Source organism: Streptomyces sp. NPDC014891 (assembly GCF_043081085.1).
Taxonomy (GTDB): Bacteria; Actinomycetota; Actinomycetes; order Streptomycetales; family Streptomycetaceae; genus Streptomyces.
The window spans coordinates 512008-537420 of the sequence record NZ_JBIBWF010000001.1; the positions used below are offsets into that span (position 1 = coordinate 512008).

Below are 25413 nucleotides of genomic sequence, written 5' to 3' on the forward strand. Positions count from 1 at the left end.
CCCCCGGAGTGGGCCCCCGCGGAGCCCTCCCCTCAGAAGACGCTGTCCCTCACAGGGCGTTGCGCCGCTTGCGTTCGGTCACGGCCGTGTAGTGGTGCGCCAGGGCCCGGGCCATGGCCGTCGACGAGTAGGTGGACCGGACGAGGCGCTGGGCGTGGGCGGCCATCGACCGGGCCCGGTCGTCCTCGACCTGGACCAGGCGCCGCAGGCCCGCGCCGAGGGAGACCGCGCTCCCGGTGTCCATCAGGATGCCGTTGTGCCCGTCGACGAGGTAGGCGGGCACACCGCCCCGCACGGGTCCGGCCACGAGCAGCCCCGCCTCCATCGCCTCCAGGACCGCGAGCCCGAACTCCTCCTTGGCGCTCGGGCACACGTACCGGGCGCGGAACCGGCCGGACGGAGCGGCCAGCGACCGTTCGAGCATGCGCACGTCGGGGTTCGGCAGGGCCGGGAGCAGCAGAAGCCGCTCGCGGGCCTCGTCGCAGGAGGCCAGGACCTCGTCCATGCGCGCGCGCATGGCGCGTTCCACCGGGTCCGTGGACGTCGCGCTCCCCCCGACGACCACGAGCAGCGACTCCCGGTGGCACCCGGACTCGATCCAGGCGCGGACCAGGAGGTCCTGCTGCTTGACGGGGTGCAGCCGGCCGACGCTGAGCAGCACCACCGGTCTGTCCGCCGGATGCGCCGCCGCCAGGGCGTCGATCCTGCCCAGCACCAGCCCGCTCCGCCGGGCCCGGGCGGCGGACGCCCGGTAGGGGGCGATGCCCTCCGGCGGGGCGCTGAGCACCCCTTCGCGGCCCCGCGCGGCCAGCCGGGGGAAGTACCGCAGGAGCTCCGCCGTACCCCGGCCCCCTCCGGCGATGCCGACGACCCGGTCGGCCCGCTCGACCAGCCGGTCCGCGACGAACACCCGGTGGAGGTCCTGCCGGAGCGCGACCGGGTCCGGGGCGGCGGTGTCATGACGCTCGGTCACCTGGCGGTGGGGGTCGGGGGTGGCGGTGAAGACCAGGCCGAGGCCCGCCCTCCGCGCGGCTTCGGCGAGGGCGAGGGAGCCGTCGTCGGCGTAGCGGACGTGCAGCACGTCGATCGGCCTGCCGATGGACGTGAGGAGCCGCGTCGCCCACCAGGCCATGGCCTCCCGGTGGCGTCCCGCCTCGTCGGCGCGCAGGGGGTGGGGACTGTCGACGGGAATCCTGAGGACCCAGTGGCCGCGGTCGCGTCGGCGCAGGAGGGCGGGGTCCGCCTCCAGTTCCGGGACGCAGGCCGTCACCACGGTGAGGACGCCGCCCACCCGGTCGGTGCGCGCGAGGGCGTCGCCGAGGGAGCCCAGCAGAACGCCGAGCCCTCCGCTCGCGCCCTCGCCGGGCCGGTCGAGGTCGCCCATCAGCATGGACTGCGCGACGAACATCCCGGGGCGGAGGCCGACGGAGCCGGTGCGGCGCAGCGGCGCGTTCCGCAGGGCCTCGTGGAAGAGGCGTTCGTACGCGTCCCCCGGGGCGCCGGTCACACCCGGCGCCGAGAGGGCCGTGCCGTCGGCGGTGAGCAGCCGCAGGGCGGCGTGCCGTATGCCCCGGTCCCCCGCCGCGCAGAGCGGGAGCAGTTCGGACCGCCGCATCGGGCGCAGGCCCGTGGCCGCGGCCAGGTCGAGTGCTGGCGCGGTCCCCCGGGATCCGTGCGCCACGAGGAGGCAGCCGCGCAGGGCCCGCGCGGCCCGCTCCGGACCGTGTCGGCGCACGACGTCCGGCCATACGTCGAAGACGGCGGCGGCGCCGTGGTCGCAGCCGCCGAGGATCCGGACGCACTCCGCCGGGGACGGGATCCGGCCCGCCCTCACGCGGTGCCGGAACCGGGCGAGTGCCAGGTCGGCGGGGGTCGCCAGCGTGGGAGGGCCGTCGGCGGCACCGAGGGGGCCGTACTCGGCCCGGACGAGTTCGGCGAGCAGACGGGGCTCGGGGCCGCGCCACGCGGGCGCACCCTGGGCGGCCCCCGTCCGCCCGCCGGCCCGGGCCGCCACGAAGGGGTCGGGCGGCCCCGCCGGGGAACCGGCCGGAGCGCCGCCGGTCACGGCGGGGGCGGAGGGGACTCGTGACATGGGTTCTCCTCGACGACGACGGTCGGCCTGGAGTGATTCGCCGCTGCCCCGCCGCACGGATGCACGAGCGGGACCGGCGCATGGGCGCCCGTGGCGCGGGCGGGGCGAAGGAGGGTGCGGGGGCGCAGGGGTTGCAGGGGTGCAGGGGTGCAGGAGTGCATCCACGGCGTACCGGCGGGCCGAAAGACGCGGCATGAAGCCCTCTCAAGGCGCCGGCGCGGGCCGGGCACCGCGGGTCGCCGTGGTGAGCCCCCCGTTCCTCTCGCACGCGCAGCCCCTGTCGGTCCTGGCCCGCTCGCTCGCCGGAACGGGGGCCGACGTGCTGTTCGTGTCCGCCCCCGCGTTCGCCCCCCTCGCCGAGGCCGCGGGGGTGGGGTTCGTACCGCTGACCGTGACGCGCAACGCGAACACCGGAGTCGCGCGGAGCACCCGGCAGGGCGCCCGGGAGACGGAGCGCCTGGAGGAGTTCCTCGGGTCCACCCGGCAGGGCGCCGTCGCCGCGCTGCTGACCCAGTCGCGCCACCGCGGCGAGGACATGCTGGCGGACCCGGGACGGGTCCTGGAGGGGATCCGGGAGGTGCAGGAGCGCTGGGCCCCCGACTGGTACGTGGTGGATCAGCTGAGCTACCCCGTGACCCTGGCCCTGCACTGCCTCGGTCTCCCGTTCGCCACGTTCTGCCCGGGCCATCCGACGTATCTGCCCCACGCGCCGGAGGCGCTCTTCGGGGTGCCGTACGCCTGGCCGCCGGCGATCCGCCCGACCGAGGACGGTCTCGCCGCACTGCGGCGGGCCGCCCGGGCCAACGACGTGGCGTTCACCCGGCGCTTCGCGGAGGTCGCCCGGACCCACGCCCCGGAACGGCCGCCGGGGCGGGCCTTCGCGCTCGCCTCGCGGCACGCGGTCCTGTTCAACTACCCGAGCTTCCCGTGGCTTCCGGAGCGGCCGCGGAGCGGGACCCGCTTCCTCTACGGAGGGCACTGCTCGCCGGTCCGGGAGCCGTCCCCCGGTCCGGAGTGGGAGGATGTGGTGCGGCGGCTGCGGGCGACCCACCGGCACCTGGTGCTGATCGCTCTCGGCACCTTCCTCTCGGCCCGCGCCGACGTGCTGGAGCTGCTCGTCCGGGCGGTCCGCGCCCGGGTCCCCGGGTGCGCGGTGGTGGTCGCGGCGGGCGACGGCGCCACGGACCTCGCGGAGCCGGCGGGGCCGGACGTGCACGTCGCGGACGTCGTACCGCAGCGGTGGCTGCTGACCCAGGTCGACGCGATGGTGCACCACGGCGGGAACAACTCCTTCACCGAGTGCCTCGCGGCCGCGACCCCGGCGCTCGTCCTGCCCTTCTCCAGCGACCAGTTCTCGATCGCGCACGACGCCGAGCGGGCCGGGCTCGCGCTCGCCCTCGACCCGTCGCGCCTCGACCCGCACGCGGTGGGCACGGCCCTGCGGCGGCTGCTCGCCGAACCCCCCGCCGGCCTGTCGCGCTGGGCGCGGGCCGTACGGCGCCGGGGACCGGACTGGATGGCCCGGAGCCTGGTGCGGACCATGGCGGGAGCGGGGGTCACGGCCGCCGCGACCGCGGCCCCGGTCCGTCCCGTTCCGTGACGAGCTGGGCGAGGGCCTTCAGCGCGCGGCGGGTGTGGCTCTTCACCGTCCCCAGGGGCAGGCCGAGCCTGCGGGCGATCTCCGGCTGGGTGAGATCCAGGTAGTGGGCGAGGAAGAGGATCTCGCGGCGCCCGGGAGGCAGGGCCGCCGCGGCACCGGTGATGCCGAGCCGTTCGACCGCCCGCGCGCAGTCGTCCACGGGCTCGGCGGGGCGGCTCCGGGCGAGCCGGCGGAACACCTCGTACCGGCGAACGGAGGCGGCCGTCGCGTCGGTCGCCTTGTGGGCGGTGATGCCGTAGAGCCAGGGGCCCAGTTCGCCGCGGCGGGGGCAGTAGCGGGCCGAGTGCAGCCAGGCGTCCGTGAAGACCTGCTGGACGACGTCCTCGGCCTCGTGCGCGTCGGGGCAGCGGCGTCTGGCCCACCGCAGCACCTGCGGGTACCAGTGCGCGTAGAGGGCGTCGAAGGCCTCCCGCACGGTGTCGCCGTGCGGTTCCTCCCGGGTGTGTTCTCGGCAGTACCCGCACTCGGGAGCGGGCGGACGTTCGGACACGGGCCGTCTCCGGATGCACCGGGGAAAGGGAGCGGGTGCGCGATGCCGCCGGCCGTAGTGGGTCCCTCGGGACGAGGCCGCGGCCCAGGGGTGCCCGCCGGTTCAGCGGACCACGGTCCTCCCGGCGGGCGCCATACGGGCTGGGCCGTTGGTGGGGTGCGCCGGCTTCCGGGGGCGGTACGGGGCGGGGCGCGCATCCGTCGCAGGTCCGCGGGCGGAAGGAGGGATGTCGGCGCCGAGCGCGGCGCCGTCCGCCGGACCTCCGCACGGTGTCCGGAACGGTCTCGACGAAGGGGACAGCCTCATGCACGCGCACATCCTCGACACCTCGGTGCTGGCGGCCGGTGTCTGGCAGTCCGGTCTCGCCCAGGTGCTCGGCGGCCTCATCGTGGTCGCCGTCCTCATCGGCGCCTTCGTCTTCGGCATCAGGGTGAAGAACAAGGAGCTGCCGCCCCCCGACCCCGCGTCCCATCCCCACCGCCCCGACACGGGTGCGCTGCCGGGCGAGGCGACGGAGTACCGCAAGCCCGCGGAGATGCCGCAGACCGACGGCGAGCACCGCCTCATGCCGTACAACCTGAAGAACTCCGGTGAGGCCGACACCGAGCCGCCGAGCGAGGAGAAGCGCAAGTGGCGCGGCATCTCCAGCGGCGGCTTCGGCAGCGGCGGCACGGGGCACGGCGACTGAGGAGTACGGACGGACCGGCCGTCACGTGCGGCGGCTGGTCCGCACGCGACGGCCGGTCGGGGTCAGTCCTCCTTCTGTCCGCCTCCGACCGCGACGGGCTCCGGCCGCTCGTCGTCGGTCTCGCGCGCCAGCCGGCTCGGCCACCAGACGGCGGGCCCGATGTCGCGCACCAGGGCGGGCACCAGGAGCGAGCGGACCACGATGGTGTCGAGCAGCACGCCGAAGGCGACGATGAAGGCGATCTGGGCGAGGAACGCCAGCGGGATGACGATGAGCGCGGCGAACGTGGCGGCCAGCACGACCCCCGCCGACGTGATGACTCCGCCGGTGGCGATCAGCCCGCGGAGCATGCCCTGCCGGGTGCCCAGTCTCAGCGTCTCCTCGCGGACGCGGGACATGAGGAAGATGTTGTAGTCGACGCCGAGGGCGACGAGGAAGACGAATCCGTACAGGGGGACGGAGGCGTCCGTGCCCGAGAAGCCGAACCCGTGCTCGAAGACGATCCCGGCGATGCCGAGGGTCGCGAGGTAGTTGAGGCCCACGGTGGCGACCAGCAGGACGGGCAGGAGCAGCGAGCGGAGCAGCACGATCAGGATCACGAGGATGATCGCGAGGACGACCGGGATGATGAGGTTCTTGTCGTGCTCGGCGGTGCGCTGGGTGTCGTACTGCTGAGCCGTGTAGCCGCCCACCAGGGTGTCCGGGTCAACGGCGTGGACAGCGTCGCGGAGGTCCTGGACGGCCGCCTTCGCGGCGTCGCTGTCCGGGGAGTCGGTGAGGGTCGCGTCGATGCGGACCTTGCCGTCGACGACGAGCGGCTCTCCGCCGGGGGTGCGGGTGACGACCTCGGCGCGGGCCACTCCCGGGGTGTCGGAGGCGGCCTCGCGCACCGCGTCCCGCCGGTCGGCGTCGGCGATGACGACCGCCGGCTGGCCGGAGCCGCCGGGGAAGTGCTTGCCCAGGGTCTGCTGCGCGGCCACGGACGGGGCGTCGTTGACGAACAGCTCGTCGAGCGGAACGCCCTTGGACTGGAGGGCCGGGAAGAACGCCGCGGCGACGAGGAGGATCGCGGTGGTCACGATCCACAACTGCCGCGGTCGGGCGTCCACCCGGTGCGCGACGCGCCGCCAGATGCCGTGGCCGCCGGTCTCCGCGTCGGCCGACCTCGGCTTGGCCGGCCAGAACGCGGCCTTGCCCATCAGGGCGAGCACCGCGGGAAGGAACGTGAGGGTCGTGAAGAGGGCGCAGACCACGCCGATCGCGCCGACCGGTCCGAGGGCCCTGTTGTTGGTCAGGTCGCTCAGGAGAAGGGCGAGCAGGCCGAGCGCGACCGTTGCGGCGCTGGCGGTGATGGCCCCGAACGAGCCGCGGGTCGCGGCCCAGGCGGCCGCCGCGCGGTCGCCGGTGGCGGCGAGCTCCTCGCGGAAGCGGGCCGTGAGCAGGAGCGCGTAGTCGGTGGCCGCGCCGATCACGAGGATGGACAGGATGCCCTGCACCTGGCCGTCCACCCGGACCACGTCGTGGTCGGCCAGGACGTAGACGATCGCGCTGGCGACGCCGAGGGCGAAGACGGAGCTGATGATGATGAGGAAGGGGAGCAGGATGCTGCGGTACACGAGCAGCAGGATCAGCAGCACCGCCGCCAGCGCCACCCCGAGGAGGATTCCGTCGATGCCGGCGAAGGCGTCGCCGAGGTCTCCCTGGGTGGCGGCCGGGCCCGCGAGCTGGGCCTGCGTGCCGGGCACCTTGTCCGCGGCGGCCCGGATCCCGTCCAGGACGTCGCCGAGCTCCTCTCCGAGGTCGGGTGCGAGCGGCACGACGCCCTGGAGCGCCTCCCCGTCCTCCGAGCGGAAGGCGGGCGAGGGCGGCCCCTCGACGCCCTCCGTGTCCGTGAGCGACTGCAGGGCGGCGGTCGCCGCCTTCTGCTGGGCCGGCGAGACGGCGCCGCCGCCGTCGGCCGTCCAGACCACGATCGCGGGAAGGGTCTCCTGCTGGTTGAAGGCCTTCTGCTGCTCGATCACCCGAGTGGACTCGGCGTTCTGGGGCAGGAAGGCGGCCTGGTCGTTGGTGGAGACCTCGCCGAGCTTCCCCGCGTAGGAGCCGAAGGCTCCTCCGAGGCCGAGCCAGACAACCACCAGGACGAGGGGGACCAGCCATCGGACCGGTCGACGTGCGCTGTTCATCGACTCCCTAACGGGGCGGGTGAGAGAAAGGGGTGCAGGGAAGCAAAACCATCTCGACCATAAACTATCTCAATCATTGAGTAACACTATGCTTGAGGTATGCAGCCATCGTCTCCAGATCCGGCCCCTCCGGATCCGCGCGGGCAGGCCGACGACCTTTTCGCCTACGCCGTCCTGCTGCGGAGCGGTGACGGTCCGCCTCGACCGGCTGAGCGCTCCGGACACGTGAGGCGCGTCCGCGACAGCGCCGACCGCCGAGTCGTCCACCTCGTCTACCCTCCCGAGGCCCGCGCACTCGCCCGCCGGTACTCCGGCCCCCTGGCGCGGGCCGCCGAGACGGCGCGCGGCCGCTTCGACGACGCGCAGCTGACGACGATCGCCTCCTTCCTGCGGACGCTCGACGCCGAACTCGCCGCCCGGCACGAGACGCCGAACGGGGCGTCCTGACCCCTTCGTGCATCCGGAACGGGCCACCGGCCGAAGAACGGGTGAGGCTCACCCCGAGCCGGCGTGCCTACTCCGGGAGGAAGGCCGTGAAACTCCAGGACGAACTCCCCGTGGACCACCACCTGGCCACGGTGTACCGGGCCGGCGCGGCCCTGTGCGGTTGCATCCTGCTCACCTTCGGCGGCCTCGGCTTCGCGAACGCCCTCAGCTCCTTCGACACCTCCGGGGACCGCATCGCGGGCATGACGAGCAACACCGCGCTCAGCGTGATCTCGGTCGTGGTGGGCCTCGCCCTGCTGGCCGGGGCGGTCGTGGGGGGCAACTTCGCCTCCTCCCTGAACATGCTGGTGGGCGGGCTGTTCCTGCTCAGCGGCTTCTACCACCTGTTCGTCCTCGACAAGCCGGCGAACTTCCTCGACTTCGGCATGACGAACGTGGTCTTCAGCTTCGTCATGGGCCTGCTCGTCATGACGTTCGGGATGTACGGACGCGTGTCGAGCAAGTTGTCCCACGACAACCCCTACTGGCGCGAGCGCCATGCGCAGGAGGCCGCCCGGGAGACGGGCGTCCGGCACACCGGTCGCAGCCGATGAGACCGACGACCGGGGCCGACGCGCCGCCGGCGCGGTACGGCCCCCGTCTGCAAGGGAGATGGTCATGACGGGCTCCTGGAAACTGGACGGACGCGCCGCGGTGGTCACGGGCGCGGCCCGTGGCCTGGGCGCCGACCTGGCGCGGCAGCTCTCCGACCGGGGCATGCGCGTCGCGCTCCTCGGCAGGGAGGCCTCGACACTCGAATCGGTGGCCGAGACGCTCCGTACGCCGGCCCATGTGGTCGAGGTCGACGTCACCGACGACGTCGCGATGGGATTCGCCGCCGAGAACGTGCAGCGGCACCTGGGCGCTCCGTCGGTCGTCGTCGCCAACGCCGGCGTCGCCGAAGGAGGCCCCTTCGAGACCTCCGACCCGCAGACGTGGCGCCGCGTCGTCGACGTGAACCTCGTGGGCAGCGCCATCACCGCCCGCTCCTACCTGCCCGGCCTGCGCGCGACCCGTGGCTACTTCCTCCAGGTGGCCTCGACCGCGGCCTTCGGGTCGGCCCCGATGATGAGCGCCTACTGCGCGTCCAAGGCCGGCGCGGAGGCCTTCGCACGGTCGCTGCGCGCGGAGGTCGCGCACCTGGGCGTCGGCGTCGGCGTCGCGTACCTCCACTGGACCGACACGGACATGGTCCGCGACGTCGACCGGCACACGGTCCTCCGGGAACTGCGCGGCCACATGCCCGCGCCCGCCCGCCGCGTCTACCCGGTGGCGCAGGTCTCCACCTGGATCGCCCGGGGCATCGACCGGCGCGCCGCCGCCGTCTACGCCCCGCCGTGGCTGCGGCTCGCCCAGCTGGGACGGCCGTTCTTCCCGCTGGCGGTCGACCTGATGTCACGCCGGGAACTGCCCCGCCTGATGGCGGCCCACCCCTTCGAACAGACCGGCCTCCTGGGCCGCGGCGGTCGCATCGAGGAGGCGTCCCTGGGCCGGCGCACCGCGGAGGACAGCGGGAACGGACGGGAACGCTGAGGGAGGGCGACCCGGGGCCGGGCGTGCCGGCCACCCGCCGAACACGGCCTCAGCCCGAAGAGGCGTCCTGCTCGCGTCCGCCGGGCCCCTTGTGGAGTTCCGCGGAGAGCTGCGCACCCGTGAGCAGGGCGAGGTTGGACAGCCAGAGCCAGATGAGGAAGACGACGATTCCGGCGAGGGACCCGTACAGGCGGCTGTAGGTGCCCAGCAGGGACGTGTACACGGCGAAGCCGGCGGACACGGTCAGCCACAGCGCGGCCGCGAGGGCGCCGCCGGGCAGGCTGAGGCGGCGGTCCTTGGTCGGAGCGGGCCCCGTGCGGAAGAGGATGACCACCAGGATCGCGACCAGGACGAGCAGGAGTGGCCACCGCAGGAGGCTCCACACGAGGGGAACGGCGCTGTCGAGGTGCAGCAGGCGGCCGATGGAGGTCACGACGGGACCGGTCAGGATCAGGATGAGGGCGCTGACGGCGAGGAGCAGCAGCATGGCGAAGGAGGTGACCAGGATGCGGTGGGCCTTGCGCCAGGTGGAGCGCTGATCGGGCACGCGCAGCATGTGGTGCAGAGCGCGCCGGAAGACGGCCACGTAGCTGGAGGCGGACCACAGCGCGCTGGCGGTGCCCGCGGCCAGGAGGGGCCAGGCAGCCGCGTGCCGGTCGAGAGCGCCGACGAGGAGGCCGTGCAGCTCGGTGCCGGATTCGCCGGGTGCGTACTGGGTGACGCCCCCGATGAACTGTTCGGCCGTGTCGGGGCTGAACATGCCGAAGGCCAGGACGGTGACCAGCAGTGAGGGAAGGATCGCCAGGATGGCGTAGTAGGTGAGGGCGGCCGCGTAGTCGGTGATGTCGTCCTTCCACAGCGTGGCGGGAGTGCGACGCAAGGCCGACCACCAGGTCCGTGAACGGCTGCAGACGGTGTCCGCGGTTCCAGGAGGCGATGGTCTCGTGTCAGCGGACATGCGGAATCCGATGTGTGGGGTGGATCATGCGTGCACGGGTGTCGATCTCGTGAGGGGGCGGTCGCGGGCTGCGCTCCGGCATTGAGGACCGTGAGCGCTCGGCAGCTGTCGGGCCCCTCGACATCCGGAGCGCAGGTCGAGGATGTGGAGATCAGCCGCTACCGACCCCGTCGATCGTAGCGGCAGCCTGCTCGGCCCGTCCCCACCCCTCGGCGCCTCCGGCCCTGGAGAGGATCGCTGCCCCGAGGCCCCTGAGCCGGCCAAGCTCCACTCGAGGCACGGCAGAGGTGCCAGGGCTTCACCGGCCCCGCCGCCACCTGACTCCCGAGCAGGACCGGCTCGACCGCTCTCAAGGCTCCGAAGGCGCAATGCGCCCCTCAACGCGCTCGTGAAGCATCGCGCGCCCCGTGACGCGCCATCCCGCAGAAAGCCGACTGTCCGATTAGCTGACTCATCCACGATCGACGGGACCTTGGAGGGCCAGTGCGCAAGTCTCTGAAGTTCGGGTTCGTGGCTGCGGTCAGCGCAGCCACCCTCGGCATCACCACTCCGGCGTCAGCTTGGACGGGCAGCTACATCTCGTCCAACAGCGGCCAGGCATACGTGCGCACACAGGCCACGACCAACAGCGCCATCATCGGCACCGCGCCCAATGGGCGGATGGTCGACATGATGTGCTGGAAGACGGGCCAGTGGGCCACGGGCAACTACGCGACGGACCGCTGGTTCTACTCGACTGTGCAGTCCGGTGGTACCAACAACTGGATCGGCTTCGTCCACGCCTCGCTGGTCGCCGACCAGAAGACGGTGCCACGCTGCTGAACGTGCCATCCACGCGCCCCTTCACGGCCTGGGTCGTTGAGGGGGCGCTTCTGCCGGACGAGTGCGTGGGCCCGCCACGATCAGCCGGAATCACGTCGTGGACGCGGGGGTAGCGGCATCCCCCGTCAGGACGCCTGCGACGGCGTCCTGAATCTGCCCGTGACAAGGCTGACAGCGGCGGCCGGTGTCAGCAGCGGAAGCGGAGTCGGCAGACGACCGCTTCCGTGTCGCGGCGGACCGCGTGGGCGACGACCGCGCCCCGCTGGTTCTGCAGGGCCCGCTGCCAGAGGCGCTCGGGTTCCGCCTCCGGAATGAGGACGGTGACCCGGGTGCCGGGTTCGGTCGTTCCCAGGCCGCGGACGTAGGCCGTGATGGGCCGGCCGAGCGAGCGGCGCTCGGAGGGGAGCCGGACGAGGGGGACGCCGGGGTTCCACAGGGCCCAGTCCCGTTCGAGGGCCTCGGTGGCCGCCTGGTCCTCGGGGTCGAGGTGGCAGACGGTGACCGCGCGGACCTCGTCGCCGAGGGAGACGGCAGCGGTGAGGGCCTCGCTGGTGAGGCGGGTGAGGGACGAGACGGGGACCAGGACGAGGGAGCGCTCGCGGTGCGGGGGTTCGGGGATCCGGCCGACGCCGAGCCGCTCGCCGATCCGCCCGTAGGCGCGGTGGACCGTCTCGAGGAGAGCCACGAGAAGGGGCAGCGCGATGACGATCAGCCAGGCCCCGTCGTGGAACTTGGTGGCCGTGACGACCACCGCGGACACCCCCGTGAGCACGGCCCCGAGACCGTTGAGCACGGCCTTCGCGGCCCACCGGGGACCACGCTCGCGGCGCCAGTGCAGGACCATGCCGGTCTGGGCGATGGTGAAGCCGACGAAGACGCCGATCGCGAAGAGCGGCACGAGCGTGTTGGTGTCGCCGCCGGAGAAGACGAGCAGGGCGGCGGAGACGACGGCGAGCCAGACGACACCGTGGCGGTGGACCTGGCGGTCGGCCTTGAGTCCGAAGACATGCGGCAGGTAGTTGTCGCGGGCGAGCAGCTTCAGCAGGACGGGAAGGCCGCCGAAGGAGGTGTTCGCGGACAGTGCCAGGAGCACCATGGTGGCGAACTGGATCACGTAGAAGGCCCAGTTGTGGCCGAGGGAGGCGTCGGCGAGCTGGGCGAGGACGGTGACGCCCTCGACCGGCTGGAGTCCGAAGCGGGAGATCAGGACGGACAGGCCGATCAGCATGACGCCGAGGAGCGCGCCGAGCGCGACCTCCGCGCGCATGGCCCGGCGGGCCGCCGGGGCGCGGAACGACGGCACGGCGTTCGCTATCGCCTCGACGCCGGTGAGGGCCGAGCAGCCCGAGGCGAAGGCCTTCAGCAGGAGCAGGGCGCCGACGGTGGTGGCGTCGTCGGCGAGGACGGAGGCGTGGCCCTCGGACGCGGCCGTGGAGACGGGGGCGTCGCGGAACAGGCCGACGACGATCAGCACCAGGATCGCGCCGATGAAGACGGCGGTCGGGGCGATGAACGCACGGGCCGAGTCGACGATCCCGCGCAGGTTCACGCCCGTGATCAGGACGAGGACGGCCAGGCAGATCCACAGCCGGTCGCCGTACAGGCCGGGGAAGGCGGAGGTCAGAGCGGCGACGCCGGCCGTCACGGCCACGGCCACGTTCAGGACGTAGTCCAGGACCAGCGAACCGGCGGCCACGAGGCTGGTGCGTCGGCCCAGATGGGCCCTGGCGACCGCGTACGAACCGCCGCCGTCCGGGAACGCGGCGATGACCTGCCGGTACGAGGCCACCAGGACCGCCAGCAGGCCCGCGATGGCCAGCGTCACCGGCAGCGTGAAACCGAGCCCGTACCCGCCGGCCGCCGCGAGGACCAGGACGATCGCCTCGGGCCCGTACGCCACCGAGGCCATCGCGTCCAGGGAGAGGGCGGCGAGCCCCGTGACAGCGGTCAGCTTGTGGCGCCCACCGGTATCCGGGGGCTCCTCGGCCACGGGCGTGGCCCCGTTCTCGGTGGTCAGAGCGGACATGCGGGTTTCTCCTTCGCACTCAGGTCCGCTCAGGGTGTCCCCCGGCCGAAGTCGTTCCCGCACGTCCTGGCGCGTTCTTTGCGCCGGGTATCGCGCTCTTCACGCGTCCTTGACGCAGAGCTGCCGGACACCAGGTCCTGTCCCGACAGGGGGCACGCGATCGCGCGTACGCGATCATGAGGCGAAGGGACCTCCGACCCAGGTACGGGATGATCGGGGGGACCGTCTCACGACGTCAGGGGGGAACATGGTGGCGTTGCCGCACCAGGAGGAGTCGGAAACCGGTGGTCACATGGTCGTCTGCGGCGACGACGCACTCGCTCACCGGCTGTCCGCCGAACTACGCGGGGTCTACCGGCAGCGCGTCGTCCTCGTCCACCCGGAGAGCGTGCAGGACGAACGGCCTGACGGGGAGCTCACGGGCCCCGCGTCCGGCTTCGCCGTACCGCCCGTGCGCTTCGTGGCGGCTGACGCGCCCACCAAGGAGGCGCTGTTGCGCGCCGGGGCGCACCGCGCGACCGCGCTGGCCCTCCTCTACGAGGACGACGAGACCAATCTGCGCGCCGCTCTCGCCGCCCGGCGCCTGAGCCCGGGCCTGCGCCTGGTGGTCCGCATGTACAACCGCAAGCTGGGCCAGCACCTGGAGGAACTCCTCGACCAGGCGGCCCTGGTGGCCATGCCCGGCATGGACCGGAGCGTGCTGGAGGCGTCCACCACCGTACTCTCGGACGCGGACACCGCCGCTCCCTCGCTGGTGGCCACCGCCGTGGCCGACACGAACAAGGTCGTCCAGGCCGACGGACTGCTCCTGCGCGCCGCCGAGCGTCCCGCACCCGGCCGGGGTGAGGTTCCCGCCCCCGGCCTCTGCACCCTGGCCCTGCTCACGTCGACCACCGCCGATCCGGCGGGCTCCGACGGCTCCGACGCGAGCGGCACCCCTGGGCCTGAACTCCTTCCCGCCGACGTGGCCGTGGAGAGCAGCACCGGGCGCGGCACGGTGGTTCTGGAGGCGGTGCGGCGCGAGGGGCCCGCTCTTCCCGCCCGCCGGCTCTCCCGGCGGGGCGCTCCCCTCGGCGAGATGTTCTCCGTCCGGCTGAGGTGGTCGCTCGCGGGGATCGTCGCCGCGGTTCTCGCACTCACGGTCACGACCACGGCGCTCACGGACGCCGACCCCGTGCACGCCGCCTACCTGACCCTGCTCGACCTGTTCTCCATCAACGATCCCGCGTTGGAGGAGACCACCACACGGCAGGTGCTCCAGCTGCTGTCCGGCCTGGTCGGCCTGGCCCTGCTCCCCCTCCTCGTCGCCGGCGGGCTGGAGGCCCTCGGCACCTTCCGCACGACCGGTGCGCTGCGCCGTCCTCCCCGGGGTCTTCAGGGACACATCGTCCTGTTGGGGCTGGGCAAGATCGGTGCCCGAGTCCTGGGCCGCCTGCACGAACTCGGGATACCCGTCGTCTGTGTCGAACAGGACCCGGAGGCTCGTGGCATCCCGCTCGCCCGGGACCTGGGGGTCCCGGTGGTCCTCGGCGACGTCACCGAGGACGGGGTACTCGGCACCGCACGCGTCCATCGGGCGGACGCCCTGCTCGCCCTCACCAGCTCCGACACCACCAACCTGGAGGCCACGCTGGCCGCCCGTACGATCAAGAACGACCTGCGGGTCGCACTCCGGTTGTACGACGACGACTTCGCCACCGCGGTGTACCGCGCACTGCGGTCGGCGCACCCCGAAGCCGTCACCCGTAGCCGCAGCGTCTCCCACCTGGCCGCGCCCGCCTTCGCCGGAGCCGTGATGGGCCGCCAGATCCTCGGGGCCATCTTCGTGGAGCGCAAGGTGCTGCTCTTCGCCGCACTGCTGGTCGCCGGTCACCCCCAGCTGGAAGGCCGTACCGTCTCCGAGGCCTTCCGACCCGGCGCCTGGCGCGTCATCGCCCTCGACACCGCCAGGCCCGGGTCCCGGTCGCCCGACCTCGCCAACTCCGGTCAGGACGAGGGGCATCCCTCACTCCTGTGGGATCTCCACCCGGGCCATGTCCTCCGGGCCGAGGACCGGGTCGTCGTCGCCACCACACGCCGGGGACTCGCCGAGCTGCTCGGCACACCCACGCCGGACTCGGCACACCTGCCGGGTATCCCGGAGGGCTGACACCGGGCGGGGTCGGCCCTCCCCGCGACACCGACCCGGCCTTGCACGTCAGAACCACGCCAAGACGGCTGATCTTGTCCCGCCGGACACCGACGCCGTGCAGGTACGGAAGCGGGAGCTGCCTTCCCGCCGTCCGGAAGTCACTGGACTGCGCGGGCTGAATCCCCTCCCCGTCCGCAAGGGAGCCGTTGCCGCCCGGACGCATGCGTCCGGGCGGCACCCGAACCGCCTGCGGAACCGTCAGCCCGTCATGACTCTAGCGGCAGTATCCGGCGGAGCGCGCCTGGTGGCTCCTGGCGCGTGCGCCACTCGCGTGGATACCCGACCGACACCTCCTCGAAGCGGACGCCCTCGTGGTAGGTGGTCCGCGGGATGTGGAGATGGCCGTAGACCATGGCGACCGCACGGAATCTGCGGTGCCAGTCGGCGGTCAGTCGCGTGCCGCACCACATCGCGAACTCCGGGTACCGCAGGACATCCGTGGGATGACGATCCAGCGGGTAGTGGTTGACGAGGACGGTGGGCAGGTCGTCGGGAAGTTCGGCGAGTCTGCGCTCGGTCTCGGCGACCCGGGCTCGGCACCAGGCCTCGCGACTCGGGTAGGGGTCGGGATGCAGGAGGTACTCGTCGTTGCAGACGACGCCCGTGCCCCTCGCGTAGGCCAGTCCCTCGTCCTTGCCGGTGCAGCCGGCGGGCAGGAAGCTGTAGTCGTAGAGCAGGAACAGCGGTGCCACGGCCACCGGGCCGCCGGGCCCGTCCCAGACGGGATAGGGGTCTTCGGGGGTCGTCACACCCAGCTCACGGCACAGGTCCACCAGGTGCTCGTAGCGGGCGGCGCCGCACAGCGTGACGGGATCCCGCGGGTGGGCCCACAGTTCGTGGTTTCCCGGAGTCCAGACGACCCGGTGGAATCGGCTCGCCAGCGTCTCGAGGGCCCAGTGGACGTCGGCCGTGGTCTCGGCGACGTCACCGGCCACCAGCAGCCAGTCTTCGTCAGAGCCGGGATGCATCCTCTCGACGAGAGCGCGGTTCTCCTTGTAGCCGATGTGAAGGTCACTGATGGCCAGGAGCTGCTTGCTACCTTTGGGCTTCGCTTTCACACCGTTCACCTCCCCTTTCGCTCAGGAACCGACACCATGCACCCACCTTCCGGCGACCAGGCTGCGCGTCTCCTCTCGCACGTCCTTCCGGTCGATGTCACAGGCGTGGAGTCATGGGCGGTCGGCCATGAGCTCACTCTGTTCCCGGCTGAGGCGGAATACATCGCCGGGGCCGCCCCGCTCCGTCGCCGCGAGTTCCAGGACGTCCGGTGGTGCGCCCGCCGGGCCCTGGCGTCGATGGGCGCACCACTCGGTCCGCTGATCCCCACCGCGACCGGGGCCGAGTTCCTGGTCCAGTACCCGACGTGGCCATCCGGGTACACCGGTTGTCTGACCCACTGTGACGGGTACCGGGCCGCTGCCGTCGCGGCCACCGCCGACGTCCTCGCCCTGGGCATCGACGCCGAGCCCCATGACCGCCTCCCCACCCCTGCGCTCAGAAGGATCGCCGGCGCGGAGGAGTCGGACCATCTGGCCGTGCTGCGCTCGGAGCATCCGGAAGTGGCGTGGGACCGGGTCATGTTCAGCGCCAAGGAGAGCGTCTACAAAGCGTGGTTCCCGGTGACCCGGCGGTGGTTCGACATCCGCGACTGCGCCATCGCCATCGACCCGGCCGCAGGGACCTTCACGGCGAGCGTGCCACCGGACTCGCCGGAGGGCACGGCTGCCGGCGTGCCCAGGGTCCTCGGCCGCTGGGCGGTCAGCGGCCCCCTTGCCGAGGGCCACGTCGTGACCTCGGCGGTCATTCGGTGAATCCGTCGATGACGGTGGCCTTTCCCGCTTCGAGAGCTCGGTCCATCACGTAGCTGCCGACGGCGATGTCGAGCACGCCCAGTCCGAACGGGGAGAAGATCACGGGCCTTCCGCTCGGGACCTCGAACGTCCCGTTCAGCAGACCGCCCAGCGTGCCGTGGACGAACTCCCTGTTCCCTGTGGCCTGTTCTGCCAGGTGCGGGGAGGTGTCGGCCTTCAGGCAGTGGTCGATGTCGTCGACGATGTTGGTGGAAGCCAGGATGACCTCGGGGGGCAGGTCCCGCAGGGAGATGTTGAGGACCACCTGGTCCGGCGTGAACCGGTGGTCGACGTCCACGTAGGGCTCGCCCGCCGTGGTCGCGAAGACGACCAGGTCGGCCTTCAGCACCGCATCGAGTCCGGCCGGGCCGACGTCCAGTCCGGTCTCGGCGCGCACCCGCTCCGCGAATCCCTCGGCCCGCTCCTGGTCGAGGTCGTGGGCGATGACGTGGGCGATGTCGACCGTGGAGCTGTGCAGGTGGTCGAGGATGGTGGACGCGATCACCCCGGTGCCGACGACGCCCACGGTGATGCCGGCCTTCGTGCACAGCCTCTCCGCGGCGACCGCCGCCGACGCGGCCGTGCGTGCGGCGCTGATGTGCGCGGACTCCAGGCACGCCAGCGGGCGGCCCGTCTCGAAGTCGTTGAGGATCAGCACCGCCGAGGCCCGGGGGATGCCGCGCGACAGGTTGCCCGGGAAGCTGGAGATCCACTTGATGCCCATCCGGTTCACGTCGGCCCCGATGTAGGCGGGGAGCGCGATGACCCGGGAGTCGGGCTTGTGCGGGAAGCGGAGGAAGTAGCTGTCCGGGTTGATGGTGTCGCCCGCGTCGTGGAGGCGGTAGGTCGACGCGACGATGTCCCGGACCTTCGCCTTGTCGCCGCCGAGGATGCCGGCGATGTCGGGACCGGCGACGACGATGAAGTCAGACACTGCTGTGCTCCTTGATCAGGGTCGGGTGGTCGTTCAGCCACCGTTCGGAGTAGAGGGTGGAGAGGTACTTGTCTCCCAGGTCGGGGGAGATCACGACGACCCGGGAGCCGGGAGGTATGTCGTCCCGCATTCTTCGCACCCCCGCGAGTACCGTGCCGGTCGATCCTCCGACCAGGAGGCCGTACGCGCGAGCCACGTGGTGGCACTGCGCCACGCTCTCGTTCTCCGGTACGAGCACCTTGTGGAAGGTGCCGTCGTCGGAGTAGATCTCCGGAAGCCGGCTGGAGCCGAGCCCCGGGATGTAGCGGCGCTTGGCGCTGCCGCCGAAGGTGATCGATCCCTCGGCGTCGACACCGACGATGCGGTGCGACAGGCCGTTCTCGCGCCGGTACTCCAGGCATCCCATCAGCGTTCCCGAGGTGCCGACACCGACGAAGAGGTAGTCGATGGGGCCGAACTCCCGGTCGATCGAGCGGGCCGTGGTGTCCCTGTGCGCCTCCACGTTCGCCCGGCTCTTGTACTGGTTCAGCCACACCAGGTGCGGGTCGGCGTTCAGCATCTCGGCCACGAGAGCCAGGCGCTGGACGAGGAACCCCCCGTTGGCGTCGGGCTCGTCGATGATGACGACCTCCGCCCCGAGTGCCTCCATCGCCAGCACCGCCGAATCGACCGTGTTCAGGTCCGCGACGACGGTCAGCGGGTAGCCCTTGATCGCGCAGACGATGCTGAGGGCGATTCCGAGGTTTCCCGAAGAGGACTCGACGACCCGGCTCATGCCGGGAACCAGGGTCCCGGCCTTCTCGGCCTGCTCCACGAGGTTGATCGCGGCCTTGAACTTGATGGAGCTCGCGGGGTTGAGCCCCTCGATCTTCAGGAAGACGTCCGAGCCGGGCAGAAAGTCAGGGAGCGCCAGGAAGACGTCGTCGTGAACGATCTCTGTCGCGTTCTGGTAAATCATCGGACATCCTTCCAACAGCGGGTGCAGAGCAGGCCGAACGATCGAGGCTCTGGGAATCGACGAAGTGTCGGATCGCATGTCACGTCGATCGTGACGACCCGCACCGACCGGCCGATACGGATGCGGTGCTGCCGCGCGTCGGGGGCGGGGCGCCCGACGGCCGAGCGGTCCGGCACCCCGCAGCCACGAAGAGCGGTCTAGCCGGCGGACCCGACCAGTTCTCGCTGGTCGCCGCGGGGCTCCGGAGCCTGCTCCACGAGCACTCCCTCCTCGATCAGCATCTCCCGCTCCACGTGGTCGGGCATCGCCCACCGGTAGAGCGGCATGGCGAGGGCGGTGGTGATGACGGCGACGAGGACCAGCATGGAGAAGACCTCCTGGCCGATGATTCCCTGCGCCAGACCGATGTTGATGAAGATCAGGATCATCAGGCCACGCGCGTTCATCAGACCCCCGATGGCGAGGGACTTGCGCCACGAGAGGCCCGCCCCGCGCAGCGCGAGGCCGCAGCCGAAGTACTTCCCGACGAACCCCGCGACGAGGATGAGCAGGAAGGGCCCGATCACGGCCCACCCGCCGAGGCCGTTCAGCTGGGTGTTCAGCCCGGAGAAGGTGAAGAAGATCGGGAGCAGCAGGGTGGTGACGACGTCCATCATGCGCTTGAGCACGGCTTCGCGGAACGCGGGGTGATTCGGCATGGCCAGGCCTGCGACGAATCCTCCGAACACCGAGTAGATGCCGATGTAGTCGGTGAAGAAGCCGGCGGCGATGACGACGCCGAGCACCAGGTACATCTGGTCGAGGCCGAACTCTCCGGTCCGCTGGACACGCTCGCCGAGCGGCTTCAGGAGGGGGCGCACGACCAGGAGCATGACGGCCACGAAGGCGACGGAGAGGCCGATGGTCACGAGGGCCTTCGCTCCGCCGGCGTCGGCGTGCATGGCCGAGATCACGGCGAGGAAGCACCAGGCGGCCGCGTCGTCGAAGGAGGCCCCGAGGAGGGTCATCCGGCCGAGCGAGGTGTTCTGCAGCTTCCGCTCGTACAGGATGCGCGCCAGCATCGGGAAGGCGGTGATGGACAGGGCGCCGCCGAGGAAGAGCATGAACTCGATACTGCCGACGCCGGGCTTGGACAGGCTGTCGTACGTCAACCAGCCCACGGCTCCGCCCAGCAGCAGCGAGGGGACCATGCCGGAGACCGCCAGCAGACCGGCTCGTCTGGCCTCCTGCTTCCCGTTGGTGCCGCCACTGTGGTCGAAGCCGACGCCGACCAGGAACATGAACAGGGTGAGGCCGATGGTGCTGAGGACGTAGAGGATCGGCTTGACCTCGGGCGGGAAGATGAACTTCTGTCCATCGGGCCACACGGCACCGAGGAGCGTCGGTCCGAGGAGGACGCCGGCGACCATCTCACCGAGCACGCGTGGCTGCTTCACCATCAGGGCGAGGCGGCCACATGCCCAGGAGGCGGCCATGATGACGACGATGGCCGGAAGCACCTTGAGAACCAGTTCGAGGTTCTTGTCGGTGACCGCGGCAGCGATCTGCACGGATCTAGACATACGTGTTCTCTCTGTCGATGTCGCTGAGGGAAACGGCCGGCGACGACCGCCCGTGGGGGGGCGGCAGGTCGCCGGTCGGGCGGTGACGCGTCGCGGTCATGTGGGGGGGCGTTCAGCCCCGTCCGGGGGCCGGCGTCACGCCGGACCGGGGAGACGGACCCGCCGAGGTGTGGGCTGCGCGCGGAGGGGAGAGGGTGGGGGAGGTTCCCTACACCTCGTACTCGGTCCCGACGCCGTCGAACCGGAGGCGGTCCTGGATGACGACGCGGTCGCCGTTCTTGTCGAAGCCGCGCAGCAGGCCGGCCTCGAAGAGGCGGATGATGATCTGGGAACTGACGTCGCCGCCGTCGGCACCGGCCAGCTCGCTCTCCAGCTCCTTGAAGCCGAAGTTCTCCTGCTGCATGCGCTGGAGGATCTTCTGGTGCCGCTCGTCCAGGCGCCATTTGACCATCTCGCGGCCGGACTCGTTCGCGACCACCTGCTTGGGCATGAGGCGGAAGTCGATCGGGTCGATCTTGTAGTAGGGCTTGAGGAGGACCTCCTCCCCCACCCATTCGAGCCGCGTGATCTTCCGCAGCGCCTTGTTCAGGTTCGCGACCCACTGCACGCGGGCGGGGACGAGTTCGTCGTCGGAGAACTCGGAGCTCAGTCCGTCCCGCTGGTGGCGCCCGATGCTCATCATCGTGGTGGCGCGCTCCCGGAACACCTCGGCCGACCATCCCGAGCCGTCTTCCGCGTCGACCAGATTGCCGAACCAGCGGCGGCGCTCGACACGGTCGTCGTCGGACTCGCGGATCCGGCGCTTGGACCAGAACTCGGAGTCCGGTTCGCTGAACGAGGCCATCGTGTAGAAGGCGGCCAGGAACTCGTGGTACTTCTCGTAGGTCTCCTGGTAGGCGCGGGTGTACCAGGCGTGCACGGTCTCGGCCTCGTCGGGGTGTGCGCTGAGGCGGTCGATGGCGGCCGCGGCGGACACCGCCGACTGGGCGGCCATCTGGACACCCTGCGAGAACAGCGGGTCGGTGAAGGCGGCGGCGTCGCCGCTGAGGAACCAGCGTGCGTCCGAGTACTGCTCCGAGTCGTAGGACCAGTCGTGCACGATGCGCACCTGGTCACAGCGCTCGGCCCCGTCGAGGATGGCCATGGCGCGGTCGGCCTTCGCCAGCGTCGAGGTGTAGAACTCCTCGTAGCCGCGCTCCTTGACCTCGTCGGCCTTCGAGCGGTCGACCACGAGGCCGACGCTGTACACGTCGCCCTTGAGCGGGATCATCCAGACCCAGCCGTCCTCGAAGGTGATGGAGAAGGTGGTGCCCTTGAGGTCGCCCTCGAACGGGTCGGCCTTCTTGAAGTACGACCAGATCGCGAAGCTCCGGAAGTACTCGTCGTAGCGGCGCTTCTTCAGCCGGCGGGCGAGCGGTCCGCCGGAGCCCCCGGCATCGATGACGTAGTCGAAGGTGTCGTCCGTGGTCTCGCCCGCGAGCTTGTACGAGACGGTGACGCGATCCGGGTCGGAGATGTCCACGTCGGTCACGGGGGTGTCCATGTGGAGGGGGATGCCGCGCTCGCGGACCTCGTCGACGAGCATGAGGTCGAACTCGCCGCGATCGACCTGGATGGCGTGGTCGAGGACCCACGGGGCGGTCCTCGGGGTGGAGAAGGAGAACGTCCAGGGCACCTCCCCCTTGCCCCAGAGGAAGGTCGCCGACGGCTTCTTGAGGAAGCCGGCCTCCTTGATCTTGTCCTCCAGGCCGAGGCGGTTGTAGATCGAGAGGGAGCCCGGCAGGAAGGACTCTCCGACCCGGTAGCGCGGGAAGGAGCCCCGTTCGAAGACCACGGCCTCGTGGCCGAGCCTGTTCAGGGTGAGGGCCGCCGCACAGCCGGTCGGGCCGGCTCCGATGATGGCCACACGCTGCTGGTTCATCGCGATGTCCTTACGGGTCTACTGGATGGGAAGGGACTTGATGCGGCTGGGCGCGAGGTAGGAACGGGCGTCCACGGCGTCCTCGAAGAGGGTGAGCCCCGCCTGGATGCGGCAGTCGTCACCGACCGTGACGCCTGGCGCCAGCTGACAGCCGATGCCGATGAAGTTCCCGGAGCCGATCGTGACCGTGTTGCCGGTGTGGAAGTTCGGCGAGATGAAGTTCAGCGAGCCCACGTGCGAGTGGTTGCCGATGCTCGACTTGTAGTGGAGGACGTTGAAGCTGCCGAGGGTGGCGTTGACCCCTACGTAGTTCTCGGGGCCGATGACGTTCCCGACCCCCCGCAGGGCGCCCTCCTCCACGGTCGAGGTGGAGTCGACCACGTTGACGGCGTCGAGGTTCCACGCCTCGATGTAGTCCCGGACGGCCACCGCCCGGAGCCGCATGTCCGCCACGGCCAGGACGACCGGGGTGCCGTCGGGCAGCGCCTCCCTGGAGATGTCCTCCCACCGTCCTTCCGGAACGGTGATCTCCTCCCCGGGGAGGGCGAGGAAGCGGTCGACGGAGTGCCCCGCGCCACTCACGTAGCGGGCGACTTCGGCGGCGAACTTGGAGGCTCCGAGGAGCACGACGTCAGCCACGGTTCAGCTTCCTGTCCTTCTTGAAGCGGGCCGAGAAGGCCGTCTGGGCGACGATGGTGACCTTGGCCGGCATCTTGAACGGCTCGACCTTGCCGTCGAGGAAGTCCCTGATGTGGCGCCGCAGTTCGGCCTTGGAGAGGTCTCCGGCCGGTACCACCTCGACGTGGACCGCCTGACCGGTGATGGAGTTGGGCATGCCGAAGACCACGCAGTCGGAGATCTCGGGACTGCCGAGGAGAACGGACTCCAGTTCGAGCGGAAGGACCTTCTCGCCCCCGACGTTGATGACCTCGGCCGCTCGGCCCTTGACCCTGATGTAGCCGTCCCCGGTCTCCTCGACCAGGTCGCCGGTGCGGAACCAGCCGTCCTCGGTGACGGCTTCGTCGGAGTAGTTCAGGTATCCGAGGAACTGGGTTCTCGTCCGCAGCTGGAGCTCGCCGTCGACGATGCGGTACTCGGATCCGTCGTCCTCGATCCGGAAGGAGGTGCTGGAGGAGGACTTGCTGCTGGTCGTCGAGATGCCGGTCTCGCTCGTCCCGAAGGTCTGGAGCAGTCGGGCCCCCGGGAGCGCCGCGTGCACCCGCTTGAGGAGTTCCTCGGGCATCGGCTCGGTCCCGTACGTGATGAGTTTCAGACTCGACAGGTCGTGCTTCTCGTGGAACCCGCCGATCAGGACGAGGTTCAGGAAGGTCGGGCTGGTCGGCAGCAGCCGGATGCCGTACTTCTCGACGAGCGCGCAGATCTCACCGGGGGTCCGCTCGGCGGGGATGACGGCGCTCGCCCGCGAACGCAGAACCCCGAGGAGCGAGTTGATCCCGCCGATGTGGTCGGCCAGCAGGAAGAGCAGGACGTTGCGGGGAGTCCGGCTGACGTGCTCGGGCGCATCCGCCTTCTCCGCGAAGATCGCGTCGAGGTTGTGGAGGATCGCCTTCGGCTTCCCCGTCGAGCCGCTGGAGAGCAGGATGAGACCCGACTCCCCGCCGGCCCGGAGGGAGTCGACGCGCTCGGACGCCTCGCCGCCGGCCGGATCGCAGCGCTCGACGGTCACGTCGTCGCCCACGTCGACGACGTACTCGGCACGACAGGTGGTCCGTACCGCCTCGTGGCTGGCCTCGGTGAAGGACACGACGGGGACGACGATGCTCCGCCGCAGGTAGAGGGCGTAGAACGCCGCGATCTGCGAGAAGGAGAAGTCGCCATGAAGGACGACCGTCGCCCCCGCGTCCATGCCGGAGGCATCGAACAGCGCCCCCAGCCGGTCGATCTCGTCGGCCAGTTCCCCGTAGGAACGGGTGAGGCCGCGGTCGACGACGGCGGCGCGGTCGTCCAGGCTCCTCAGCCGGGCCGTCAGTGTGTCGCGCACTAGTGCACTCCTCCCAGATAGAGCGTTTCGCCGGTGACGAATCCGGACCGCTCCGACGTCAGGAACTCGACCGGCCCGACCAGGTCATCGAACTCGCACATGCGGTCGATGGTCTGCCGCGCGAGGGCGTTCGCCCTCGCCTCGTCCGGAAGCGTTCGTGTCAGGACGGTCCTGACGATCGGCAGCCCCAGGGCGTTCACTCGAATGCCGAAGGACGCCAGTTCCTTGCTCATGACCCGGGTCGCCTGCTCGACGGCGCTCTTGCTCGCCGCGTAGACCAGCTGGCCGTCGAGGGCCCACGGGACGGCGACGGTCGAGATGTTGAGGATGGACGTGCTCGCCCGTTCGCTCCTCTGCAGCAGTTTGGTCGCCTCGCGACTGCACCCGAGCATCGCGAAGAAGTTGATGTCGAAGATCTTCCGGGTCGTTTCCTCGGGGGTCAGCATGAAGTGGTTCATGGTCGCGGTCCCGGCGTTGTTGACCACGCTGTCGAGGTGGCCGAACTCCTGCCGGACGGCCCGGAACATGCGCTTCAGCTGCTGCGATTCGGTCAGGTCCACCTCGAAGTGGCGGTACGCGGGGTGCTCGATCGTGGAGGAACGTCTGCTGCAACCGATCACGGTGTACCCGCGCCCCAGGAAGTGCTCCGCCAAGGACTTTCCGATCCCGGTGCGGGTCCCGGTGATCAGCATGGTCGCCACGGTCTCGCCGCCGCTCAGGCGTCTGCCGTGACGCCGGCCTCCTCGAGCTCACCGATGGCGAACTCGATGAGTCGGCGGGCGCTGCTGAAGGGGCTGATCCGCTGCGATACGGCCTTCTCGGAGGTCAGTGAGACCTCGACGTCGTACTCGTCCTCGATCGCCTCCTCGACGCGCGCGAGGAAGTTCACCAGCTGCATCGAGTCGAAGACGGCCGAGTTCCCGTAGAAGCTCACCTCCATGGGATTGTCCGTGGGGATCTTCTCGTCGCGTCTCTCGTTCAGTTCCTCGATGACGCCGAGGATGAGGGCGAGGAGCTTTTCCTGCATGGTCTTCTTTCCTTCTCTGGACTCAGGGGG

General features: G+C 71.1%; 22 protein-coding genes. 8 read left to right on the forward strand and 14 right to left on the reverse strand.

Annotation, left to right across the window (positions count from 1 at the left end; translation table 11 throughout):
• Window positions 1–49: 49 nt before the first annotated feature.
• Window positions 50–2092, reverse strand: a complete 2043-nt coding sequence (locus ACF09E_RS02235) for a glycosyltransferase (RefSeq protein WP_392203423.1) — start codon at window positions 2090–2092, stop codon at window positions 50–52.
• Between the two features lie 193 nt (window positions 2093–2285).
• Here ACF09E_RS02235 and ACF09E_RS02240 point away from each other — a divergent pair, with 193 nt between their 5' ends.
• Complete coding sequence (locus tag ACF09E_RS02240) at window positions 2286–3692, forward strand: glycosyltransferase (protein WP_392203424.1); 1407 nt, start codon at window positions 2286–2288, stop codon at window positions 3690–3692.
• Here the strand turns inward: ACF09E_RS02240 and ACF09E_RS02245 are convergent.
• Window positions 3649–4242, reverse strand: coding sequence for an RNA polymerase sigma factor (locus ACF09E_RS02245; protein ID WP_392203425.1), 594 nt, complete (start codon window positions 4240–4242; stop codon window positions 3649–3651). The two genes, ACF09E_RS02240 and ACF09E_RS02245, sit on opposite strands and share 44 nt — an antisense overlap.
• A gap of 304 nt (window positions 4243–4546) precedes the next feature.
• Between ACF09E_RS02245 and ACF09E_RS02250 the strand changes: the two genes are divergently transcribed.
• The gene (locus tag ACF09E_RS02250; protein WP_361850988.1) at window positions 4547–4930 is read left to right on the forward strand and encodes a DUF6479 family protein; all 384 of its coding nucleotides are present in this window, start codon (window positions 4547–4549) and stop codon (window positions 4928–4930) included.
• A 62-nt stretch (window positions 4931–4992) separates the two neighbouring features.
• Here ACF09E_RS02250 and ACF09E_RS02255 read toward each other — a convergent pair whose 3' ends face one another.
• Window positions 4993–7113 (reverse strand): MMPL family transporter, encoded by a 2121-nt coding sequence (locus ACF09E_RS02255; protein WP_392203426.1) that lies wholly within the window; start codon window positions 7111–7113, stop codon window positions 4993–4995.
• 225 nt (window positions 7114–7338) lie between these two features.
• Here ACF09E_RS02255 and ACF09E_RS02260 point away from each other — a divergent pair, with 225 nt between their 5' ends.
• The 3 genes from ACF09E_RS02260 to ACF09E_RS02270 all read left to right on the forward strand — a co-directional run bounded on the left by ACF09E_RS02260 (window position 7339) and on the right by ACF09E_RS02270 (window position 9132).
• The gene (locus ACF09E_RS02260) at window positions 7339–7560 is read left to right on the forward strand and encodes a hypothetical protein (RefSeq protein WP_392203427.1); all 222 of its coding nucleotides are present in this window, start codon (window positions 7339–7341) and stop codon (window positions 7558–7560) included.
• Window positions 7561–7646: 86 nt separating this feature from the next.
• A complete protein-coding gene (locus ACF09E_RS02265; protein WP_392203428.1) occupies window positions 7647–8153 on the forward strand; it encodes a DUF4383 domain-containing protein in 507 nt (168 codons plus the stop codon).
• A gap of 64 nt (window positions 8154–8217) precedes the next feature.
• On the forward strand, window positions 8218–9132 hold the full coding sequence (locus tag ACF09E_RS02270; RefSeq protein ID WP_392203429.1) for an SDR family oxidoreductase: 915 nt from the start codon (window positions 8218–8220) through the stop codon (window positions 9130–9132).
• A gap of 49 nt (window positions 9133–9181) precedes the next feature.
• Here the strand turns inward: ACF09E_RS02270 and ACF09E_RS02275 are convergent, their stop codons facing one another.
• Complete coding sequence (locus ACF09E_RS02275; RefSeq protein ID WP_392203430.1) at window positions 9182–10090, reverse strand: YihY/virulence factor BrkB family protein; 909 nt, start codon at window positions 10088–10090, stop codon at window positions 9182–9184.
• Between the two features lie 483 nt (window positions 10091–10573).
• On the opposite strand from ACF09E_RS02275, the gene ACF09E_RS02280 reads away from it, so the two are divergent.
• Window positions 10574–10912, forward strand: coding sequence for a hypothetical protein (locus ACF09E_RS02280; RefSeq protein WP_392203431.1), 339 nt, complete (start codon window positions 10574–10576; stop codon window positions 10910–10912).
• Between the two features lie 187 nt (window positions 10913–11099).
• Here the strand turns inward: ACF09E_RS02280 and ACF09E_RS02285 are convergent, their stop codons facing one another.
• Window positions 11100–12938, reverse strand: a complete 1839-nt coding sequence (locus ACF09E_RS02285) for an APC family permease (RefSeq protein ID WP_392203432.1) — start codon at window positions 12936–12938, stop codon at window positions 11100–11102.
• A 247-nt stretch (window positions 12939–13185) separates the two neighbouring features.
• On the opposite strand from ACF09E_RS02285, the gene ACF09E_RS02290 reads away from it, so the two are divergent.
• Window positions 13186–15087 (forward strand): NAD-binding protein, encoded by a 1902-nt coding sequence (locus ACF09E_RS02290; RefSeq protein WP_392203433.1) that lies wholly within the window; start codon window positions 13186–13188, stop codon window positions 15085–15087.
• A gap of 248 nt (window positions 15088–15335) precedes the next feature.
• Here ACF09E_RS02290 and ACF09E_RS02295 read toward each other — a convergent pair whose 3' ends face one another.
• A complete protein-coding gene (locus ACF09E_RS02295; protein ID WP_392203434.1) occupies window positions 15336–16187 on the reverse strand; it encodes a metallophosphoesterase family protein in 852 nt (283 codons plus the stop codon).
• Between the two features lie 36 nt (window positions 16188–16223).
• Here ACF09E_RS02295 and ACF09E_RS02300 point away from each other — a divergent pair, with 36 nt between their 5' ends.
• The gene (locus ACF09E_RS02300; RefSeq protein WP_392203435.1) at window positions 16224–16940 is read left to right on the forward strand and encodes a 4'-phosphopantetheinyl transferase; all 717 of its coding nucleotides are present in this window, start codon (window positions 16224–16226) and stop codon (window positions 16938–16940) included.
• Here ACF09E_RS02300 and sbnB read toward each other — a convergent pair.
• From sbnB to ACF09E_RS02340, 8 genes are all read right to left on the reverse strand, one after another.
• Entirely contained in the window at window positions 16930–17913 is a 984-nt protein-coding gene (sbnB, locus tag ACF09E_RS02305; protein ID WP_392203436.1) for a 2,3-diaminopropionate biosynthesis protein SbnB, read from the reverse strand. The two genes, ACF09E_RS02300 and sbnB, sit on opposite strands and share 11 nt — an antisense overlap.
• Complete coding sequence (gene sbnA, locus ACF09E_RS02310) at window positions 17906–18871, reverse strand: 2,3-diaminopropionate biosynthesis protein SbnA (protein ID WP_392203437.1); 966 nt, start codon at window positions 18869–18871, stop codon at window positions 17906–17908. The genes sbnB and sbnA overlap by 8 nt, the downstream gene beginning before the upstream one ends.
• A 197-nt stretch (window positions 18872–19068) precedes the next feature.
• Window positions 19069–20421, reverse strand: a complete 1353-nt coding sequence (locus ACF09E_RS02315; protein WP_392203438.1) for a cation:proton antiporter — start codon at window positions 20419–20421, stop codon at window positions 19069–19071.
• A gap of 220 nt (window positions 20422–20641) precedes the next feature.
• Window positions 20642–22354, reverse strand: a complete 1713-nt coding sequence (gene cmlS / locus ACF09E_RS02320) for a chloramphenicol-biosynthetic FADH2-dependent halogenase CmlS (protein WP_392203439.1) — start codon at window positions 22352–22354, stop codon at window positions 20642–20644.
• Window positions 22355–22372: 18 nt separating this feature from the next.
• Window positions 22373–22993 carry a hypothetical protein gene (locus tag ACF09E_RS02325; RefSeq protein WP_392203440.1) on the reverse strand — a complete coding sequence of 207 codons (621 nt, stop codon included), beginning with the start codon at window positions 22991–22993 and terminating at the stop codon, window positions 22373–22375.
• Window positions 22986–24356, reverse strand: coding sequence for an AMP-binding protein (locus ACF09E_RS02330; protein WP_392203441.1), 1371 nt, complete (start codon window positions 24354–24356; stop codon window positions 22986–22988). Before ACF09E_RS02330 ends, ACF09E_RS02325 begins: the two co-directional genes overlap by 8 nt.
• Window positions 24356–25048 (reverse strand): SDR family NAD(P)-dependent oxidoreductase, encoded by a 693-nt coding sequence (locus tag ACF09E_RS02335; RefSeq protein ID WP_392203442.1) that lies wholly within the window; start codon window positions 25046–25048, stop codon window positions 24356–24358. Before ACF09E_RS02335 ends, ACF09E_RS02330 begins: the two co-directional genes overlap by 1 nt.
• 23 nt (window positions 25049–25071) lie before the next feature.
• A complete protein-coding gene (locus ACF09E_RS02340) occupies window positions 25072–25383 on the reverse strand; it encodes a hypothetical protein (RefSeq protein WP_392203443.1) in 312 nt (103 codons plus the stop codon).
• Window positions 25384–25413 lie beyond the last annotated feature (30 nt).

Coding starts and splice junctions, on each gene's coding strand:
- ACF09E_RS02275 (WP_392203430.1), bottom strand. CDS start 10,090: ATGTCCGCTGACACGAGACCATCGCCTCCTGGAACCGCGGACACCGTC.
- ACF09E_RS02335 (WP_392203442.1), bottom strand. CDS start 25,048: ATGCTGATCACCGGGACCCGCACCGGGATCGGAAAGTCCTTGGCGGAG.
- ACF09E_RS02250 (WP_361850988.1), top strand. CDS start 4,547: ATGCACGCGCACATCCTCGACACCTCGGTGCTGGCGGCCGGTGTCTGG.
- ACF09E_RS02300 (WP_392203435.1), top strand. CDS start 16,224: ATGCACCCACCTTCCGGCGACCAGGCTGCGCGTCTCCTCTCGCACGTC.
- sbnA (WP_392203437.1), bottom strand. CDS start 18,871: ATGATTTACCAGAACGCGACAGAGATCGTTCACGACGACGTCTTCCTG.
- ACF09E_RS02235 (WP_392203423.1), bottom strand. CDS start 2,092: ATGTCACGAGTCCCCTCCGCCCCCGCCGTGACCGGCGGCGCTCCGGCC.
- ACF09E_RS02285 (WP_392203432.1), bottom strand. CDS start 12,938: ATGTCCGCTCTGACCACCGAGAACGGGGCCACGCCCGTGGCCGAGGAG.
- ACF09E_RS02340 (WP_392203443.1), bottom strand. CDS start 25,383: ATGCAGGAAAAGCTCCTCGCCCTCATCCTCGGCGTCATCGAGGAACTG.
- ACF09E_RS02255 (WP_392203426.1), bottom strand. CDS start 7,113: ATGAACAGCGCACGTCGACCGGTCCGATGGCTGGTCCCCCTCGTCCTG.
- cmlS (WP_392203439.1), bottom strand. CDS start 22,354: ATGAACCAGCAGCGTGTGGCCATCATCGGAGCCGGCCCGACCGGCTGT.
- ACF09E_RS02240 (WP_392203424.1), top strand. CDS start 2,286: ATGAAGCCCTCTCAAGGCGCCGGCGCGGGCCGGGCACCGCGGGTCGCC.
- ACF09E_RS02290 (WP_392203433.1), top strand. CDS start 13,186: ATGGTGGCGTTGCCGCACCAGGAGGAGTCGGAAACCGGTGGTCACATG.
- ACF09E_RS02270 (WP_392203429.1), top strand. CDS start 8,218: ATGACGGGCTCCTGGAAACTGGACGGACGCGCCGCGGTGGTCACGGGC.